This is a genomic window from Shewanella oneidensis MR-1 (assembly GCF_000146165.2).
GTDB classification, from domain to species: Bacteria; Pseudomonadota; Gammaproteobacteria; order Enterobacterales; family Shewanellaceae; genus Shewanella; species Shewanella oneidensis.
Genome location: NC_004347.2, coordinates 1,188,446 through 1,206,301, shown reverse-complemented (window position 1 = coordinate 1,206,301; position 17,856 = coordinate 1,188,446). Strand labels below are relative to the sequence as shown.

At 47.0% G+C, this 17,856-nt stretch carries 17 protein-coding genes and 1 tRNA gene; 7 read left to right on the top strand and 11 right to left on the bottom strand.

From position 1 onward, the window contains the following. Positions 1-53 precede the first annotated feature (53 nt). From ybeD to lipA, 3 genes are all read left to right on the top strand, one after another. A complete protein-coding gene (gene ybeD / locus SO_RS05365) occupies positions 54-320 on the top strand; it encodes a DUF493 family protein YbeD (protein ID WP_011071394.1) in 267 nt (88 codons plus the stop codon). A gap of 92 nt (positions 321-412) precedes the next feature. Beyond that, positions 413-1,066 (top strand): lipoyl(octanoyl) transferase LipB, encoded by a 654-nt coding sequence (lipB, locus tag SO_RS05360; protein WP_011071393.1) that lies wholly within the window; start codon positions 413-415, stop codon positions 1,064-1,066. After that, positions 1,063-2,028, top strand: coding sequence for a lipoyl synthase (gene lipA, locus SO_RS05355; protein WP_011071392.1), 966 nt, complete (start codon positions 1,063-1,065; stop codon positions 2,026-2,028). Before lipB ends, lipA begins: the two co-directional genes overlap by 4 nt. Positions 2,029-2,092: 64 nt before the next feature. On the opposite strand, the gene rimI is transcribed toward lipA, so the two are convergent. Then, positions 2,093-2,581, bottom strand: a complete 489-nt coding sequence (gene rimI, locus SO_RS05350) for a ribosomal protein S18-alanine N-acetyltransferase (RefSeq protein ID WP_011071391.1) — start codon at positions 2,579-2,581, stop codon at positions 2,093-2,095. 64 nt (positions 2,582-2,645) lie between these two features. Next, positions 2,646-2,996 carry a DNA polymerase III subunit psi gene (locus SO_RS05345; protein ID WP_011071390.1) on the bottom strand — a complete coding sequence of 117 codons (351 nt, stop codon included), beginning with the start codon at positions 2,994-2,996 and terminating at the stop codon, positions 2,646-2,648. 218 nt (positions 2,997-3,214) lie between these two features. Here SO_RS05345 and dpsA point away from each other — a divergent pair, with 218 nt between their 5' ends. Next, positions 3,215-3,682 (top strand): DNA starvation/stationary phase protection protein DpsA, encoded by a 468-nt coding sequence (gene dpsA / locus SO_RS05340; protein ID WP_011071389.1) that lies wholly within the window; start codon positions 3,215-3,217, stop codon positions 3,680-3,682. Positions 3,683-3,755: 73 nt separating this feature from the next. On the opposite strand, the gene SO_RS05335 is transcribed toward dpsA, so the two are convergent. The 7 genes from SO_RS05335 to SO_RS05305 all read right to left on the bottom strand — a co-directional run bounded on the left by SO_RS05335 (position 3,756) and on the right by SO_RS05305 (position 11,233). After that, positions 3,756-4,961: an acetyltransferase domain-containing protein gene (locus SO_RS05335; protein ID WP_164925640.1), complete on the bottom strand. Its 1,206-nt coding sequence runs from the start codon at positions 4,959-4,961 to the stop codon at positions 3,756-3,758. Further along, entirely contained in the window at positions 4,951-7,098 is a 2,148-nt protein-coding gene (locus SO_RS05330) for a TonB-dependent siderophore receptor (protein ID WP_011071387.1), read from the bottom strand. Before SO_RS05330 ends, SO_RS05335 begins: the two co-directional genes overlap by 11 nt. A gap of 85 nt (positions 7,099-7,183) precedes the next feature. After that, positions 7,184-7,474, bottom strand: coding sequence for a DUF2946 domain-containing protein (locus tag SO_RS05325; RefSeq protein ID WP_011071386.1), 291 nt, complete (start codon positions 7,472-7,474; stop codon positions 7,184-7,186). 162 nt (positions 7,475-7,636) lie between these two features. Then, positions 7,637-7,713 (bottom strand) — tRNA-Trp (locus tag SO_RS05320). A 577-nt stretch (positions 7,714-8,290) separates the two neighbouring features. Next, on the bottom strand, positions 8,291-9,283 hold the full coding sequence (locus SO_RS05315) for a hypothetical protein (protein WP_011071385.1): 993 nt from the start codon (positions 9,281-9,283) through the stop codon (positions 8,291-8,293). A 41-nt stretch (positions 9,284-9,324) separates the two neighbouring features. After that, complete coding sequence (locus SO_RS05310; protein WP_011071384.1) at positions 9,325-10,200, bottom strand: 3'-5' exonuclease; 876 nt, start codon at positions 10,198-10,200, stop codon at positions 9,325-9,327. 106 nt (positions 10,201-10,306) lie between these two features. After that, entirely contained in the window at positions 10,307-11,233 is a 927-nt protein-coding gene (locus SO_RS05305; RefSeq protein WP_011071383.1) for a DUF808 domain-containing protein, read from the bottom strand. A gap of 266 nt (positions 11,234-11,499) precedes the next feature. Here SO_RS05305 and rpiA point away from each other — a divergent pair, with 266 nt between their 5' ends. Then, on the top strand, positions 11,500-12,159 hold the full coding sequence (gene rpiA / locus SO_RS05300; RefSeq protein ID WP_011071382.1) for a ribose-5-phosphate isomerase RpiA: 660 nt from the start codon (positions 11,500-11,502) through the stop codon (positions 12,157-12,159). An 87-nt stretch (positions 12,160-12,246) separates the two neighbouring features. On the opposite strand, the gene SO_RS05295 is transcribed toward rpiA, so the two are convergent. After that, positions 12,247-13,437, bottom strand: a complete 1,191-nt coding sequence (locus tag SO_RS05295; protein ID WP_011071381.1) for a class I SAM-dependent rRNA methyltransferase — start codon at positions 13,435-13,437, stop codon at positions 12,247-12,249. Between the two features lie 323 nt (positions 13,438-13,760). Then, complete coding sequence (locus tag SO_RS05290; protein ID WP_011071380.1) at positions 13,761-14,894, bottom strand: endonuclease/exonuclease/phosphatase family protein; 1,134 nt, start codon at positions 14,892-14,894, stop codon at positions 13,761-13,763. A gap of 615 nt (positions 14,895-15,509) precedes the next feature. Here SO_RS05290 and SO_RS05285 point away from each other — a divergent pair. Further along, the gene (locus SO_RS05285) at positions 15,510-16,190 is read left to right on the top strand and encodes a hypothetical protein (protein ID WP_011071379.1); all 681 of its coding nucleotides are present in this window, start codon (positions 15,510-15,512) and stop codon (positions 16,188-16,190) included. A gap of 22 nt (positions 16,191-16,212) precedes the next feature. Then, positions 16,213-17,586, top strand: coding sequence for a magnesium transporter (gene mgtE / locus SO_RS05280; RefSeq protein ID WP_011071378.1), 1,374 nt, complete (start codon positions 16,213-16,215; stop codon positions 17,584-17,586). Positions 17,587-17,856: the final 270 nt, after the last annotated feature.

Here is a 17,856-nt window from a genome sequence, read left to right as displayed (position 1 = left end):
CGGGTATAATCGCCACCATATAGTTCCCATTAAAATGGTTATAGAGCACAACGATGTTAAACACGAAATTTGATGAACTGATGGAGTTCCCCTGCGCCTTTCCCTTCAAAGTGGTAGGGGATGCCCATGAAACCTTAACGGACAGAGTGGTTGCGGTAGTGCAAAAACACGCACCGGGCGACTATTCACCAACAGTTAAAGCCTCAAGCAAAGGTAGCTACTATTCAGTCACAATCCGCGTCACTGTGACCAGCAAAGATCATATCGAAACCCTGTACACAGAGCTCGCCAACATCGAAGGCGTGCGCCGCGTACTATAAATATTCCTCAAGGTCATAAAGTGTGATCTATCTTACATTTATGGCCAAGAGGCGTATAATAGCGCCACTCAATTCTAGGGGAGAGGTTGCCCTTGCAAAACACCACTTTGCATATTCGGCATCTGGGACAACAAGATTACGAGTCAGTGTGGCATGCGATGCAGCATTACACTGATACTCGTAACAACGATAGCCCAGACGAGCTGTGGATCGTTGAACATCCACCTGTGTTTACCCAAGGCCAAGCCGGTAAAAGCGAACATATTTTGAATCCGGGCGATATTCCCGTGATCCAAGTAGATCGTGGCGGCCAAGTCACTTACCACGGGCCGGGGCAATTGGTTGTCTACCCACTCCTCGATATTAAACGCAGCAAGATTGGTGTCCGCCAGCTCGTGACGTATATCGAGCAAAGCATCATAGATATGCTCGCCAAATACACTATCAATGCCTACGCCAAGGCCGATGCGCCAGGTGTGTATGTGGATGAGCGCAAAGTGGCTTCCTTAGGTCTTAGGATCCGTAAAGGCTGCTCATTCCATGGCCTAGCACTGAATGTCGATATGGATTTGGCGCCGTTTCGCCGTATTAACCCTTGTGGTTATGCAGGCCTTGAAATGGTGCAATGCAGGGAACTGGGCGGCCCACAAACTGTGATAGAAGCCGGCGACCAACTCATTATTACCCTTAGCCAACTATTGGGCTACCAACATCTCGTTCATCATCAAGGATTAGCAGCGTCATGAATAGGCCTGAACGTTTACAACCCGGAGTCAAATTAAGAGATGCCGAAAAGGTCTCACGTATTCCGGTTAAAATCGTGCCCTCTGAGCGCGAAACCATGTTACGCAAACCAGATTGGTTAAGGGTTAAACTGCCCGCATCTAACCAACGCATTCTCGACATTAAGCAAGCGTTACGCGCTAACGGCCTGCACTCGGTCTGTGAAGAGGCCTCCTGCCCGAACTTGGCAGAATGTTTTAACCACGGCACAGCAACCTTTATGATTTTGGGTGCAATTTGTACTCGCCGTTGCCCCTTCTGTGACGTGGCCCATGGTCGTCCTCTCAAGCCTGATGAGCAGGAACCCGTTAAGCTGGCACAAACCATCCGCGATATGAAGCTGAAATACGTGGTCATCACCTCGGTTGACCGCGACGACCTGCGTGATGGCGGAGCCCAGCACTTTGCCGACTGTATCCGCGAGATCCGCAAACTCAATCCAGAAATTAAGATTGAGATCTTAGTCCCCGATTTCCGTGGCCGTATCGACGCCGCCCTCGACATACTGTCGACCGAGCCGCCTGATGTGTTCAACCACAACCTCGAAACCGCACCTATGCACTATCGCAAGGCGCGTCCAGGGGCGAACTATCAATGGTCCCTCGACCTACTAAAACGCTTTAAAGAGCGTCACCCAAATGTACCGACTAAGTCGGGACTGATGATGGGTCTAGGCGAAACCAACGATGAAATCGCCCAAGTGCTACGCGACTTACGTGAGCACAAGGTCGAAATGCTGACCTTAGGCCAATACCTGCAACCATCTAAGTTCCATCTGCCGGTTGAGCGTTACGTATCACCCGCAGAGTTTGATGAGCTAAAAGCCCTTGCCGATGAGCTGGGTTTTACTCACGCAGCCTGTGGTCCATTAGTGCGTTCAAGCTACCATGCTGACTTACAAGCCCAAGGTAAAGAAGTGAAGTAACACTTTACTTTGATGAAAAAACAGCGCTGCGGCGCTGTTTTTTTATGGCTGAATGGCGATAGGGTTAGGCTGTTTCACTAAGCGCTAAATCCATCAAAATCGCATCTTCTTTGCCCTCAGCCAAAAGATAATAACCTTTGCGGCGCCCCGTTTCGACAAAGCCCCGATTTTGATAGAGGGCGCGCGCGGCAAGATTCGACTCCCGCACCTCTAGCATAACCACCACGGCACCAGCGTTTTTAGCATCCTCGATAATGGCATCTAGCAGTAAACGTCCAAAGCCTTGCCCTTGCTCCGCTGGCACTAAACAAATATCGAGCAAGGTTACCTCATCGACAATTTGCTGAATAATAGCAAAGCCGAATAGTTGGCCACTGGTGTGAGTTAACCCGAAGACGCGGTACAAATGTCCAAAACAATCAGCAAGATTATTCAGACTCATGGGATGGGAATGGGCACTCGCCTCAATCTGCGCCATCTGGTCCACATCACTGGGGTCAAGGAGCACAATTTGCAGCGATTCGTTAAGTTTTTTAATGATTTGATAACTCACGGAACAATCCAACTTTAAAGATAGCTAACGATAATGTATCCAAAACACGGCGCAATAAAACGGCTTAAGCCGTTAATTGCTGTTCGCGCCACTGGCAAATTTGCGCCCACAATGCGCGCTTAGCTTCGCTGCGGGTGAGTAAATCGGCTAAGGGATCAGAGACCAACCACGCGACTCTTGGCCTGACTCTTTGATTGCGCATATCCCACACAATCGGTTTTCCCTTATGTGGCTCAGTATTGAACTCACAGTCATCTTTACTGACGCCAATTAAGCCAAGGACCGTATCAATGAGTGACTCAGCGGCTGAAAGCATATCATCTGCATCCCAAACCACTTGATAAGGTCGCACTTTAGTATCTCGAAGCCGCCAAGAAGTGATACCCATCGCGGCTAAATAGGCTGATTTATTCATGGGTTAATAGGATTTTCACTGGTAACTGACATGGGCTAAAGGATACCAGCTCTAGGCTATTAATGTTATGGCCACCAAGATAATCCTTCGGAAAATCACTCTCAAAATTGAACTTTAAATCTAAATAACAGATTGATAAAATCTATTTTAACCGCTTTATATGTTTAGCGATTAAGGTAATCTATGATCATCGAGTAGGACAATAGGAGGAGAATTCCATGATTAACATCGGCATCAACCAAGCTCATAGAGAAGAAATCGCTGCAGGGTTAAATCAGTTATTGGCCGACAGCTATAGCCTTTACCTTAAAACCCACAGCTTCCACTGGAACGTCACTGGTCCTATGTTCACCAGCTTGCACTTATTGTTTGAACAACAATATACCGAACTGGCTTTAGCGGTCGATTTAATCGCCGAACGAGTACGAGCATTAGGCGCAAGGGCATTAGGCTCCTATTCAGCCTATGCCAAGCTGACCGAAATCCATGAAGATCAAGGTGTCACTAAAGCCGAAACCATGATCCGTGAACTGTTAAGTGATCAAGAAGTGGTGATTAGAAATGCCCGTGCCCTTTATCCCTTAGTCAGCCAAGCTAATGATGAGGCCACTGCAGATTTACTCACTCAGCGTATCCAAATCCATGAAAAAAATGCTTGGATGCTGCGCAGCTTATTAAGCGAATAATTTTCCTTTCATCATCCCTAAGCAAAATGGCCGAGCAACACATGCTCGGCCATTTTTATTCGCCATATTTTATTTACAGATACTTCAACCAAGCTTGCTGGCTTTGGCTTTTGTAGCGACTAAACCAGCTCACCGGATAATAGAGTAACGGGATCAAAACTAAGCTAATCAACCATACCCACCCCATATGCGCAACGCCAAATAGCTCACCATGGTTTGCACCAAATAATCCCTTCGCGACCAAGTACAGCAACAGCAGCACATACAAGTGCAGGATATAGAAAAACATCGGCACAGAACCAAACACGGCTAACTTCTGCCCAATCCAACTAAACAAGCTACCTGCAGCGAAATAACGCTCAAACAGCACAAGACCACAAAACATCCCCCCTAAGGTCACCAACAAAAAGCTTAGCGATGGCGGGTACTTAGTCAAATTAAACACTGACATTAAGGTTTGACCGATACTCTCTCCAACCTGCCAAGGGAGCGTCTCACCATAGAGATTAAAGCCACGCAGCAGACAAAAAAACGCAAAGCACCCCACTCCCAACAGCATTAATCTTTGCTGACGCTGCCAAGCCTCGAACTTTCGACTGAATAATGGCCCAGCAACATAACCAAGTAAAATCACACCTATCCAAGGCAGCAGCGGATAACTAACTTTCAGCTTAAGATCGCCCTCAGCAATTAAGTAACCTCTATCATGCAGAATCGTCCATAGACTATAACCCCAAGTATCGGGTTCAAAATGAATGGGCGACAACAGGTTATGTCCAAAGACGATCAGTAATCCCAATAGTGCCATCCACAACCTTGGCAACTTGATGAGAGCAGCTAAGGCCAACATGCTAAGCCCTATCACCCAAATCACCTGTAACCAGAGAGTGTGGTAATTTCCCATCCATGAAAAATTAATCACCAGCACTTCAAGGGCGATCAAAAATAATCCCCTTTTGAGTAAAAAAACACGTACTGAGCGAGGCTCGCCATGACCGCGATTTGCATAGAGCCACGCGGATACTCCGGTTAAAAAGACAAAAACAGGCGCACAAAAGTGCGCGGCAAAGCGACTGACAAAGAGATCCCAAGTTGTCGTGCTCAAATCCATAGGATCGCTCACCTGCATATGCAGGAAAAACTGCTCCCGCACATGGTCGAGCAACATGATAAGCATCACTAAGCCGCGCATCATATCGATACTGTTAATGCGACTTCGCCCATGGGATTGAGGCGCCACCAGCTCAATCCCACTTAATATCGGGGAATTAGAACTCATAACTCACACTCACTTTAACATTACGTGGCTCACCCGGTACGGGCCATAGCGCCGAATAACTACTGGCAATATAGTGCTCATCCAACAAGTTATCGACATTGAGTGCCAGACTTACGCTTTCGCCAAGTCGAGTAGCGAAAAACACACCAAGCAGCTGATAACTCGGTAATTGAAAACTCGGATCAGCAGAATCCCCTAAACGCGAATCCACATAGCGCCAAGTTACGCCCAAATGACCATCAATCGAAAAATCATTTAAGTCCTGCTTAAGCACTAAACTGCCTGTATGTTTAGGCACATTGACCAGCGGACTTCCGGCAGGAATAAGCACACCCCAGTCCAGATTGAGACTATCGTTTGCAGTACGGGTATTAAGGTAGGCATAGGATAACTTAGCCTCTAAGTTCTCGGTCAGCTCTGCCGCTAAATCCAACTCAAGACCGGTACTTTTGGCTTCGCCTAAGGTCGCCGAAAAGCCCACATTCACCGGATCTGAGGTCAAGATATTGCTCTTTTGCGCATCAAACCACGCCAGACTGCCATTGATTGGCAGCACCCCAAACCCAGTGCTATTGAATTTAATACCTAGCTCAACTGATTGACTTTCTTCGGGTTCGAAAGGGTTCCCTGCATAGTCTGTGCCTGAAAGCGGCAAAAAACCTTCCGAATAGGAGCCGTAAAAGCTTAACGCCTCAGACCATTGATAGACTAACCCTACCTTAGGGCTGACTCTTTGGTCGGTTTGATCCGACAAGCTGCTTTTTACCTGCTCAGCGATTTCCTGACGATAACGATCAAACCTTAAGCCAAGATGCAGTTTCCAGTGCCCGGTCAAATCCAACTGATCTTGTAAATAGGCACCCCAGGCATTTTGCGTCTCACGATTTTCGTACAGCAAACTGACATCAGGCTGAGCCGCGCCATACTGCGGCGCAAAAATATCGATAGCATAGGCTCCCTTTGGGCCTCGATAGCGGTAAAGCCCTGTTTTAAGCCGGTAATGATAGGCATCAGCCCCCAAAAGCAGATTGTGTCTAAGCCCGCCAGTATCGAACTGACCGCTTAATTCAGCGCGTACAGAATGATCCTCTGAGGCGTAATCCCGATAACGATGTTGTCTGGTTAACGTTCGCCCATCGTCATATAAGGATTGGCGTCCCTTGGCTAATTCCGCATCTGAAGAATAGCCATTTAAACTCGAATCGCGGTAGTTGTAGCCAGCGGTAAGCGACCAATCATCGCTCAACTCATACTCATAGGTTAACTGATGCCCTGTGGCATCAACCGTTGTCGCACCATCATTGGGTTCGCCCAAGTAACGCGAACGAGGCACTGTGTTAAAGTTGTTATTGAGGACCACAATACCGCGGTCAAATAGCTGTTCTTGTTTGAGATATTCAACCTCATATAAGAGTGAAGACTCATCCGACAATTGCCAGCGCAGCGATGGAGTGACGATTTTTTTATCGCTAAACACATAATCGCGAAAACTATCATGCTCCTGCCAAGCACCATTAATCCGAAAGGCCAAGGTGTCGGTAATCCCAGAAGTAACATCTCCTTCCAAGCGATATTGATCAAAACTTCCCTTTGATGCCTTTAAATAGCCACTGGTTTGATACTGGGGCTTCTTCGTCACAATATTTACTGTACCACCGGGCTCAGAGCGACCATAGAGGGCGGAACCCGGGCCTTTTAAAATTTCCACATAGGCGACATTCGATAAATCTCTGTGGCCACTAAAACCTCGGCCACCATTAAAGCCATTGATTAAATAGCCCGACGGCATATTTTCATTACCTGGAAACCCGCGCAGGGAAAAGCTATCCCACAAACCGCCGCCATTGTTTTGCCGCGCGACACTGGCGGAATAATCCAGCAAATCTTGGAAACGTGTCAGCCCAGAGTCTTTAATCAGTTGCTCATCCAGCACGCTAATGGCTTGGGGAAGCTCAGTTGCAGGCACATTGCCACGATAGGCCTGACGATAATGAATACTTAAACGCTCGATATCGCTATCCGGTATCGCCGTATTGTGAAGGGCATCCTCTACCGCTAACGCAGTTAGACTCGAATCAAACACAAATAACACCACGCCCAGCAGCGCTGCGCGATTGCTAATAAAATAAGCAGCCATGTTAACTCCAAAATATAAACAGCATTACGCGCCTTGGTTAAGCCAAGGCGCTCAAATTGATTTAAATAATTTTTGAAATAGTAAGTTAGGCTGTTACTGGAGGAGCACGACTATTGAAGTGTCGCCAAAATGGTGTCTTAAAGGAAACAACACGAAACTCAACCGAAATGTAGGTCTGTTGCGCGAGCAGAAAATCAAAGGATGAGTAAGAAATGGCATGCTGTAACGGGTGCTGATGCAGACACAGCACACAATCGGCCTTGGCATCATCACTGGCATGGGCAACGCTGTGGGCCGCAAGCGCAACAGACAACAGCACTAAGATGGCAGCAAGCCATAGTGCCAATGTGCGTCTTGGTCGCATCACAGAATTCAAGCCATACATCCTCAAACGATAAGGCTTGCGATTGTATGTTAGACACGACGAAAGTTGCAAACACCTTTAGTTAACAAATGTAAGCAAATGCACCAAGGAAAAATATAATTTACGGACAAAATAAAACGGCTCGCATATTTCTATGCAAGCCGTTGTTTTATTTGGCAGGGGTGGCAGGACTCGAACCCGCAACCATCGGTTTTGGAGACCGCTGTTCTACCAATTGGAACTACACCCCTGTTGACGTGGGGCATTATGCTAAAAGCACTCTCAAAGGTAAAGGACTTTTTATGACAAACTTAATTAACTGAGGTTTTTTCAAACAAGTTTAATGTCTACTGTTGATTTAATTGGCATAAAGCTGAAAAAGTCAGCATCTCATCCTGTCAATCACTATCATAAATTCCGGTTTTGAGCACTAAAGCGCATGAATAAATCCCCAAAGAAACCAAAAACGCCATGCTTGGCATGGCTTGCCCCCATGAAAGCGTTACATTACGACCTTACAATTTGGCATGATGGCTAGGGCGTGTTGACGTTTCGAGATTAAATTTTGTTCGTTCTGGCAAGTTCGTGCTCGCGAAACGAGGAATGATGTGTCGTTATTCACTCAAATGACGAGCTGCTCTTATGACAGAAAGTAAGAGCAAGGGCTTGCCAGACGACCCCTTCGGGCAGCATTTGGCTGGCTTTTCTGCCGCGTTATCGTCCGTTTATGTAGAATAACTACACTGCACGGACTTTGTCTTGCATAAAAGCCAGCCAAATTGCTGCAAAAATAACCCTGAAACGTCAACACGCCCTAAGGAGTTCACCTTAATCTTCAAGGGTTGAGATAAAAATCCGCCGTAAGTCATTGTCCCAAAGTTGAATAATTTTGCGCGTTTTATCCTTGTTCCAAAAACACTTACCAAACAAGATAATCCCCGCGCCTTCTAAGTCACGTTTATCCGTAATGTTAAACTGCTTAAACAATTTGGTTTTGACCACCTCAATCGGAATACCGATATCCTTGCTATCTGCAGGATTTAGCCAAGTCATCAAAGGATCGCAATGGGACAAGGTGCCCCAATATAGATGGGGTTTGTTATCGGTGGGATCGGCATCGGCGAAATTCACAAATAGATTTTTCGCCCGCCAGCGGTATTTACGCTCATCATCGGTGTAAACCCACAGATCAGATTTGGCGAGGTCGGAGCCGCGCAGCAGGCTATGGAGCAATTTCTCTAAGCCTTGGCTGGGAGTTCGCTTCCCTACTAAGGCAATTTCAGGCTTATCTTGCGTGGTTTGATAGTTAGCTTTGGGCTCCTGCACAGAGTCCACAAGCGCCGATACTACGCCAATATTGCTAGCGTTATCGCTGATCTTATTGGCTTGAATATCCGCTACTTTGAGGTCGGATTTAAGCTGGCGTTTTTTACTGGGCTCATGCTTAGTGGGCTTAAGCGAAAAATCAATAACTAAGGCATCAGCCTCAAGCAGTTGTTGCTGCACTTCAAGGGCATCTTGCTCTTCACGGGACTTTTGCGCAGACGGATTAAATTCAATGCAATCAAGTTGATGATAGCGGGAGCCAAAACAGGCGGCTTTTCCATCCTTAGAAGCCTTGCGAAAATAGGCTTTGCGATAACAGGCTGGACAATATAAATGCTGACGCAGACGCTCAATCTCTGCCTCGGGCAATTGCTGGAACTTAAATACGCTATAGGTTACGCCCGTGATTGCCAGAGGGGCTAGCGAATTTAGTGGCTGCGGATGTTCAACCACAGCTTCGCCCTCGGTAGTGAGCACACAAATCGCATCTAACATTTCTCCCCCTCATGCTTATTCTTGCCGCTTAACCCCAAGTCTTAACACGGATTAAAATAACTCGCTAATCTTGCGGCTAAATTTGTTGGCAGTAAGGATTTATTCTCCGCACTCGTCTTACCATAAAACCCTCGCAGCTTTTCAATTAACTGCCAAAAACAATGATTCGCTGCTAACGCATCGAGGGCGGCATACTGAATTTGCGCTGGAGATAAAGGCACTTGCTGCCAATTCGAAAGGGTGATTTTTTTAGGTTTGTCGATACGCTGGTGCAGCAATACCGCCACCAATTGCCGCGTACCCATTTCCTTCCCCGCACCAAGTTGCGCCATCGCCCAATTAAGATCGAGTCTGGGCGAGACGAGAATGTTCCAGTCTCGCTTAAGGGCTTGCCCATCGCCCCTCAGTCCAATTCCAACCTTTAAGATCTGCTCGTTTTCAAGTAGCGGTTTAAGCTGAGCGAATGCGTCCCCAAGCACCGCCTGCTGAAATAAATAGCAGGTATCTGCAGTCGCCAATTGCACTAAGCTCAAGGGATGTTGAACGCTCGGCTCAAAGCTTGCCCGCGTTTCGGTATCAAATCCTAATACAGATTCACGGCTAAGTTGCTGTAACGCGGTCGCCAAATACTCGGGCGTGACCAACTCAACATGCCTGCTCTCTAGCGATAAAACCGGTAACAGAGTAAGCTCTGCATCGGTTAAGCGCGTGGTTAAGGCAAGCTTTTGTTGAAACCATGCAAACTTGAGTTGCGATTCGGGCGATGATAAGTCTCCCGCTTGAGGCTCTAGCAAACTAGCCAGATATTGACTCCCCGCCGCATCCATAGCCGCGATCAGCCCCTCGGCATGTTCGCCTAATTCCTGACGCAGCCAAGCCAACTTATTGGGAGAAAGGCAATTACGCATTAATTGCATCGTATCGACCTTGAGTGCTGGAAATAATAGCGGCGAGCACCTTCGCGCTCGCACTACTCGGATTAGCCACCTCAACAATGGCTAGCAATAAAGGATAAAAAACCGATTAGCTACGCAGCTTTTGAATACCCGTCATCAACAATACCGCCACGGCGCCCGCTGCAATGCCAAAGAATGCATTGAGCACACTCGGCGTCAGTAAGCCAAGCACTGGGCCTACAACAGCAATAGCCGACACCCATTGCTCCGCATGGTGAATTTGCTCACTCACCCAATGCAGGCCATGGGTTAGAATCCCGCCGCCCACCATAAACATGGCTGCCGTACCGATAATGGTTAAGCTCTTCATCAATAGAGGCGCAGCGCTGAGTAAACCAAAGCCCACTTTACGATTAAAGCGTGTGAAACTTGATTCGCCCTGACGCTGGCTGAGGTACAACCCCGCATCATCCATTTTTACAATGGCCGCCACTAATCCATAAACGCCAACCGTCATTACAATACCGATAACGGCGAGGGTAAAAAACTGGGTCGAGAGTGACTTATCTGCGACTATGCCTAAGGTAATGGCGATAATCTCCGCCGAGAGAACAAAATCGGTACGAATCGCGCCCTGCACTTTTTCCTTTTCATAGGCAGCTAAATCGCTAATATCTGCCACATCAGGCTCAGCCTGCTCTGAATGTTTATCTTTTCGGTGGCTATAACTGTGATGTAATTTCTCAAAGCCTTCAAAACATAAAAATAAACCGCCAAACATCAATAATGGTGTCACGGCCCAGGGGATAAAGGCACTGATCAACATGGCCGCTGGCACTAAAATCAATTTATTGCGAAAAGAGCCTAACGCCACCGCCCAGACAACCGGTAATTCACGGTCGGCACTCACGCCTGTCACCTGCTGCGCATTCAAGGCTAAATCGTCGCCCAATACCCCTGCGGTTTTCTTGGCCGCAACCTTACTCATCAGTGCCACATCATCCAAAATGGATGCAATATCGTCGAGTAAGGTTAATAAACTCGCCCCTGCCATACATACTCCCTTAAACCAATGATTTTGTTTTTCCGATTCTGCTTTAGCAATAGTAACTTAGTTAGATTAAGCCCGTATAGATAATCGTCAATAGTGAAATGTATTTCACCTAAGGGCTGAACTTAGGTGCTCAAGCTGTACTTAGATGAAATAAGTGAGCGCTGCTAGCGGGATCACAGCCAGAGTGCAATTGCGCCACATTGTTTGGCGGAAAAGAGTATACTCACCTCAGAATTTTTATTCATTTGCCATAACAGGATGTCAACATGACTCAAGATGAAATGAAAAAAGCTGCGGGCTGGGCTGCACTCAAATACGTTGAGAAGGACAGCATTGTGGGTGTGGGCACAGGCTCAACCGTTAACCACTTTATCGATGCTTTGGCGACCATGAAGGCTGATATTGAAGGCGCAGTATCAAGCTCTGAAGCTTCAACGCAAAAAATGAAGGCCCTTGGCATCCCGGTTTATGACTTAAACAGCGTCGATAAATTATCTGTCTATGTCGATGGTGCCGATGAAATCAACGGCCACATGGACATGATCAAAGGTGGTGGCGCGGCATTAACCCGCGAAAAAATCGTTGCAGCTGTGGCTGAAAAGTTTGTCTGTATCGTGGATAACACTAAGCAAGTAGATATCTTGGGTGAATTTCCACTGCCCGTTGAAGTGATCCCGATGGCGCGCTCTTACGTGGCTCGCCAACTGGTAAAACTGGGTGGTGATCCTGTTTACCGCGAAGGCGTTATCACTGATAACGGTAATGTGATCCTCGATGTTTACAATCTTAAGATCCTCAATCCGAAAGAATTAGAAGATAAGATCAATGCCATTGTGGGTGTGGTCACTAATGGTCTGTTCGCAAAACGCGGCGCCGATGTGTTACTGGTTGGTACCCCTGAAGGCGTTAAAACCTTTACCGCTTGAGGTTACTCGCAAGACACCAGTGCAGGATACAAAAATGCCGGTTGCAACTGCACCGGCATTTTTTATGGTCGTAACACAATCGACCGATTACCAGACCCGCGCCACTAACCCTTTAAGATAAAACCCTTCGGGGAAAGCACTACCTATCGGATGATCGCTCGCTTGGCTTAAACGCTCGATAAATTGGATCTCACGTTTGGCATCTAATGCTGCATCTGCAACGATTTTTTGGAACAAATCCGCAGGCATTAATCCCGAACAAGAGAAGGTCAACAGCACGCCGCCAGGATTTAATAATTGCAGCGCAATCATATTGATATCTTTATAACCGCGGCAAGCACCGTTAAGCTGCGATTTGTTATCAGCAAACTTTGGTGGGTCGAGCACAATCACATCAAAGGTTTTACCTTCATCGCGGTACTGGCGTAGCAACTTAAACACATCGGCTTCGTTGTAATGCACATTGTCATCACTTAAGCCATTGACTCGCATATTCAAACGCGCGGTATCGAGGGCAAGTGATGATACATCGACGTTCTCAATGCTGGCCGCGCCCGCTTTAGCGGCATAGAGGCCAAAGGTGCCGGTATAGCAAAAGCAGTTCAGTACCGATTTGCCCTTCACAAAACGGGCAGCGATGGCACGGTTATCACGCTGGTCGAGGTAAAAGCCAGTTTTATGACCTTTAGTCACATCGACGGCAATCTTAATACCGTTTTCTTCGATAATCAGTGGCATCTCAGGTAACGTGCCGTGGAGCAACCCCATGGTCGAAGCTAAGCCTTCTTTCTTACGGGAATCAACATCTGAGCGCTCGTAAATCGCGCAATCTGGATAGAGTTCGGCAAGCACATCGACAATAGTATCACGCCAAACATCGGCGCCCATACTCAGTAATTGGCACACGAGTACATTGGCATATTTATCAATGGTGATACCGGGTAAGCCGTCGGACTCAGCGGCAATTAAACGGTAACCCGTTAAGCCTTGTTCACGGATCAAATCATCGCGTCCAGCTTGAGCACGCAGGATGCGACGCTTAAAAAACTCACGGTCAATTTCTTCTTCGCGATCGAATGTCCAAACTCGCACTTGGATTTGTGACTCGCCCGACCAAGCACCACGGCCCAACCAATGGCCATCATGGGCAACCACATCTACGGTCTGCCCCGGTTCAGGCTTACCTTTAACGTTATGGATCCCATTGGAAAATACCCAAGGATGACGACGCTCAAGGGACTTTTCGCGACCGGGTTTAAGTTTGATTCTGATAGCCATAGTACCGCCTTTGATAATTTTACCGCCTGTGTTTTGTATCGCCGTAATCAATAGTACCGCTCGAACACTAGGCGCCGCCCTCTAAAAATGGAAGCGGATAATATACCTAATATGGTTCAAGTGCGAGCCATCTACCCAAAACACCACATCCCCATACGCATGGTCTGCGATCATAGCCTAATTTCACAGGTAAAACCTTGCTAATAGGGCTGTAAACGTTCGAGATTAGAGTTTGTTCTGGCATACACATGCCCGACTTTATCGCAACTGAGGTTAAGCGATAAATAAACGCAATCAACACCATAGCCAACTGTTTTTAGCTGCTAACGCCGCAGTGCCAACTCTACCCATACGGGTGCATGGTCGGTACTGTAGGCATCGCGCTCATATTCGGGCCGCACGAGGTGCCTATCGCAGGTTTGATAATCCACCACCTGAGCCAAACTGCGGCTATCACTGGCATCAAACTCATTGGAGAGCAAAATATAATCGAGTACCGAACCTTTAGGGCCATAGTAATGGGTTGCTGCTCGGTGCTCCCGAGAATGGACTAGGTTATCGGGCATATTCGCCGCAACAAATAACTCATAGGCGTCTTGCAGTCGATATTGGGCAAACACTGCCAAACGGGCTGCATCGGACAAATGCCCCAGCCCCGCCGCCTTGATATCCTTGCTGTGAAGATGCTCGCCTTCGAGCGTTAATGCATCCAATGCCCCCATAGATAAACTATCGTTAAAATCCCCCATCAGGATCACGGGGTACCTTCTGCTTTGCCGCCGCGCGAGTATGGCATGGAACAACAATGCCGCCTCTGCGCCCCGCTGCATGGTCGATGCCCAGCGACCTAAGGCTTGTTCGGTTAATAACTTAGTCTCAGAGTGCAACGCAAGCGTGGGCGGCGCACTTAAGGTTAACCCTAATGGATGTGGCTCTAACGCAAGTCCTGGGCGCTTAGATTTAAAATGCACCACATAGCAATCACAGGCGCCAATTTGTGGTATATCCACCGTTGCCCGCAGCACTTTGCGACTAAAGCTAAATTGACTCGATAAGCCCATGGCTGCCACTAAATGTGCCTCGGGTTCAATCGCATGCACGTCAAGGATTGGAAAGCGCGACGCAAGCGCAACCACTGGACTTTGATAAATATAATCACTGACCAAAGTGGCGCTGTCGACTATGGCAAAATGTGTTAACCCTTGCTGTGCCGTGAGTTGCTTTAATGGCTCAGGGCTAAACACTTCCTGAAATCCGACAATATCCGGATGATATTGGTTTAAAAGCTCGCCAAACCACTGACATTTCTTTTGCCATTGGCCATGGCTATAGATATTTTCAAAATCGTAAAAGGCTAAAGGTGGTTCTATAAAATTAAATAGATTGATAGTCGCAATACGAATATTCGAGTGGTTGTTTTCAGCCGAAATAGACTGCTGTTGGGAAGCAAGCGTCACTAGGGGTATCCTCTTTAGCCAAACCGTCGCGCTAACTAAATGCGTCTTTTAACTGATTGCGATGAATAGATTTTATCATTAAATCCGTCCATTTGACGATGCTGCACAACACCGCTCGATAAACCTCAACATACATACAAATATCGTACGCTCACTCCAAGCCAACCTTTTAAAAACCAAAATGCAGCAAAATAAAAAACTAAAACAACAATCAACCCCAAAATAAAAACTAAATGCAACCATAAATATAGGCAATTGCCTATTGGGTTGACTTTCATCGTCAGCGGTTTAGAATCTAGCCGATTTTATCATTAGGAGACCCACTGTGGGCACACACATAAGCGACAGTAGATGCCCTGTCCAAAAGACAGGATTAAACGCCTAGCACTAGCCCGCAATATTTTGCTGCTACCTGCTAAGCAGGGTAGTAGCGTGACACTTCTCACCCACTCCCGTACATTCAATTTCAGACCTTAATATTAGCCAGTCATGCTAGCGCTCGCGCTCGCCTATTGGTTTTTTCCGGCATTGAGCCGGAGAATAAGTGCTGCCTATTGAATACATCTTCACGCCTATTTTGCCCCAGTTGGCTCCCCACACTCAGGGAGTTAAACCATGGCGTACACAAACAAGCCATTCACCTTTGCTTTTCAGTCTTGGGCATTTTTTGGGCTATGTATTAGCGTCGCAACAAATGCCTCTCAACTCGATGTGGATGATCCCAGCATCGCCGAACACTGCGAGTTACAGCTAGGTTGGCAACAGCCGAGATCCGATCACAGCGCAAAACAGATAAATGGCAGTGGCACCTGCAACCCAGGCCAGTGGGAATGGCACTTAGGCATTGAACAACAACGCGATAACGGCATCAATGAGCAACAAACCGAACTGGGATTCAAATTGCCATGGCATGCAGACGATACCCATTGGCAACGCGCACTGGCTGTCAATTTGCAAAAAAATCATCAAGGCGGCCATCCCCTAACAACGCAAATGGTGGGGATATTGGGATACGACTTGGCCGCTCAGGATTTACGCCTCTATGGCAATCTAGGTATCGATCAGTATGGCGCTCAATCGACCCAGCTTATTGCAGGCCTAGCCATCGCCTTCGAATACGACACTGAGCAGCAATGGATAGCCGAATTTTATCACCATGAGCCCCATGAAACGGCCTACAGGTTCGCCTACCAATATTTACTTAAAAAACAGCTTCAGCTTGAACTTAGCCTAGGCAATAGCCTAACAGGAAACACACAACAACTGGGCGCTGACTTTAGCTTTTTCTTTAATTAATAGATCGTTGAGAGAATGAACTATGAACATGAACAACAACCCAAAAAACACTAAGCAAATCGTCGTAGCTATCCAAAATATTTTAGAGCAGCGTAATACAGCAGGCATTACGGCCTTAGCAAAAGAGCGTCACCCCGCGGATATTGCCGCTGTGCTTGGTAGCTTTACTCAGCCACAACAATTACAGTTTTTACAGCTGGTTCCCGCAAAATTTGCAGCGGATTTATTTCGTTATTTAAGCGATGAATTACAGGCTGCATTGGTGCAACAGTTGGATAAAACCACGCTGTCGTCGCTGTTACTGACCATGGCAGCAGATGAGCGCGCAGATCTCTATAACCTGCTCGAACCAGAGCAACAAAAACTGCTATTACCTGTATTAGCGCAGGCAAAACGAGAGGATATGCGCACCTTGGCTGCCTACGACAAAACCAAAGTCGGCGCAGCGATGACATCAGATTATACCCTGCTCAATAGCCGCCATACTGCCGCACAAGCAATTGAAATGCTACGCACGGAAACCGCCGATAAAGAAACCATCTATCAAGCCTATGTGGTCGATATGTTAGGGCGTTTAATTGGGACAGTGTCGCTTCGGCAATTACTTTTGGCACTGCCAGAAGAGCGAGTGGTTGATTTTATGAAGCCTAACCCTATTGCCCTTGATGCCAACGCACTTTGCCAAGAAGCAGTGCAGATGATTGCCCACTACGATTTGCTGGCCCTGCCGATCATTAATGGTAAGGGGCAGTTAGTCGGCATAGTCACCTATGACGATGCGATGGACATTGCCAGTTCACAGGTTGATGTTGAATTTACTAAAAATGCGGCCATCGGCAATATTGAGCACAATTTAAAAACCGCCAGCATTGGCTTGCTTTACCGTAAACGGGTAACTTGGCTAGTTATTTTGGTATTTGGCAATATTTTTTCAGGGGCTGGCATCGCGTTCTTTGAGGATACTATTGCCAGTTATGTTTCTTTGGTGTTCTTTCTTCCTCTACTCATCGACAGTGGTGGTAATGCGGGTTCGCAATCTGCCACATTAATGGTGCGAGCCTTAGCCACGGGCGAAGTGATACTCAAGGATTGGGTCTCATTACTGGGGCGTGAATTAGGGGTTGCAGGATTACTCGGTGCGAGTATGGCATTGGCGGTATCGCTGCTTGGATTTTGGCGCGGTGGTCCAGAAATCGCCCTAGTGGTCGCATTAACCATGCAGATCGTGGTAATTATTGGCAGCCTTATCGGCATGTCACTGCCCTTTTTACTCAGCAAATTAAAAATGGATCCGGCATCGGCAAGTGCACCACTTATCACCTCAATAGCCGATATCATTGGTGTACTGGTTTACTTTAGTATTGCCACAATGATTTTAGATTTACCTGTTGTTTAGCATATTGATGGTTACTAGTGTCTTTGCTCATTCTGCTGCGTAAAAGGTACGAGCAAAGCGCCTGAAACCTCAACTAAGCTGACGATTAGTTTACGGGAATACAAGGCAAGATAAACATTATCAGCTTGTATTCCCTAATCATAATGGAAATATTTTGTTGCATAGGCTCATAAATCTACGGTTAATTAATAAAAAGATAAGATTAATAGGATACTATACCATTTAACTCTAGTATCCATTTTACCCAATGTTAACACTGACAAGGATTGC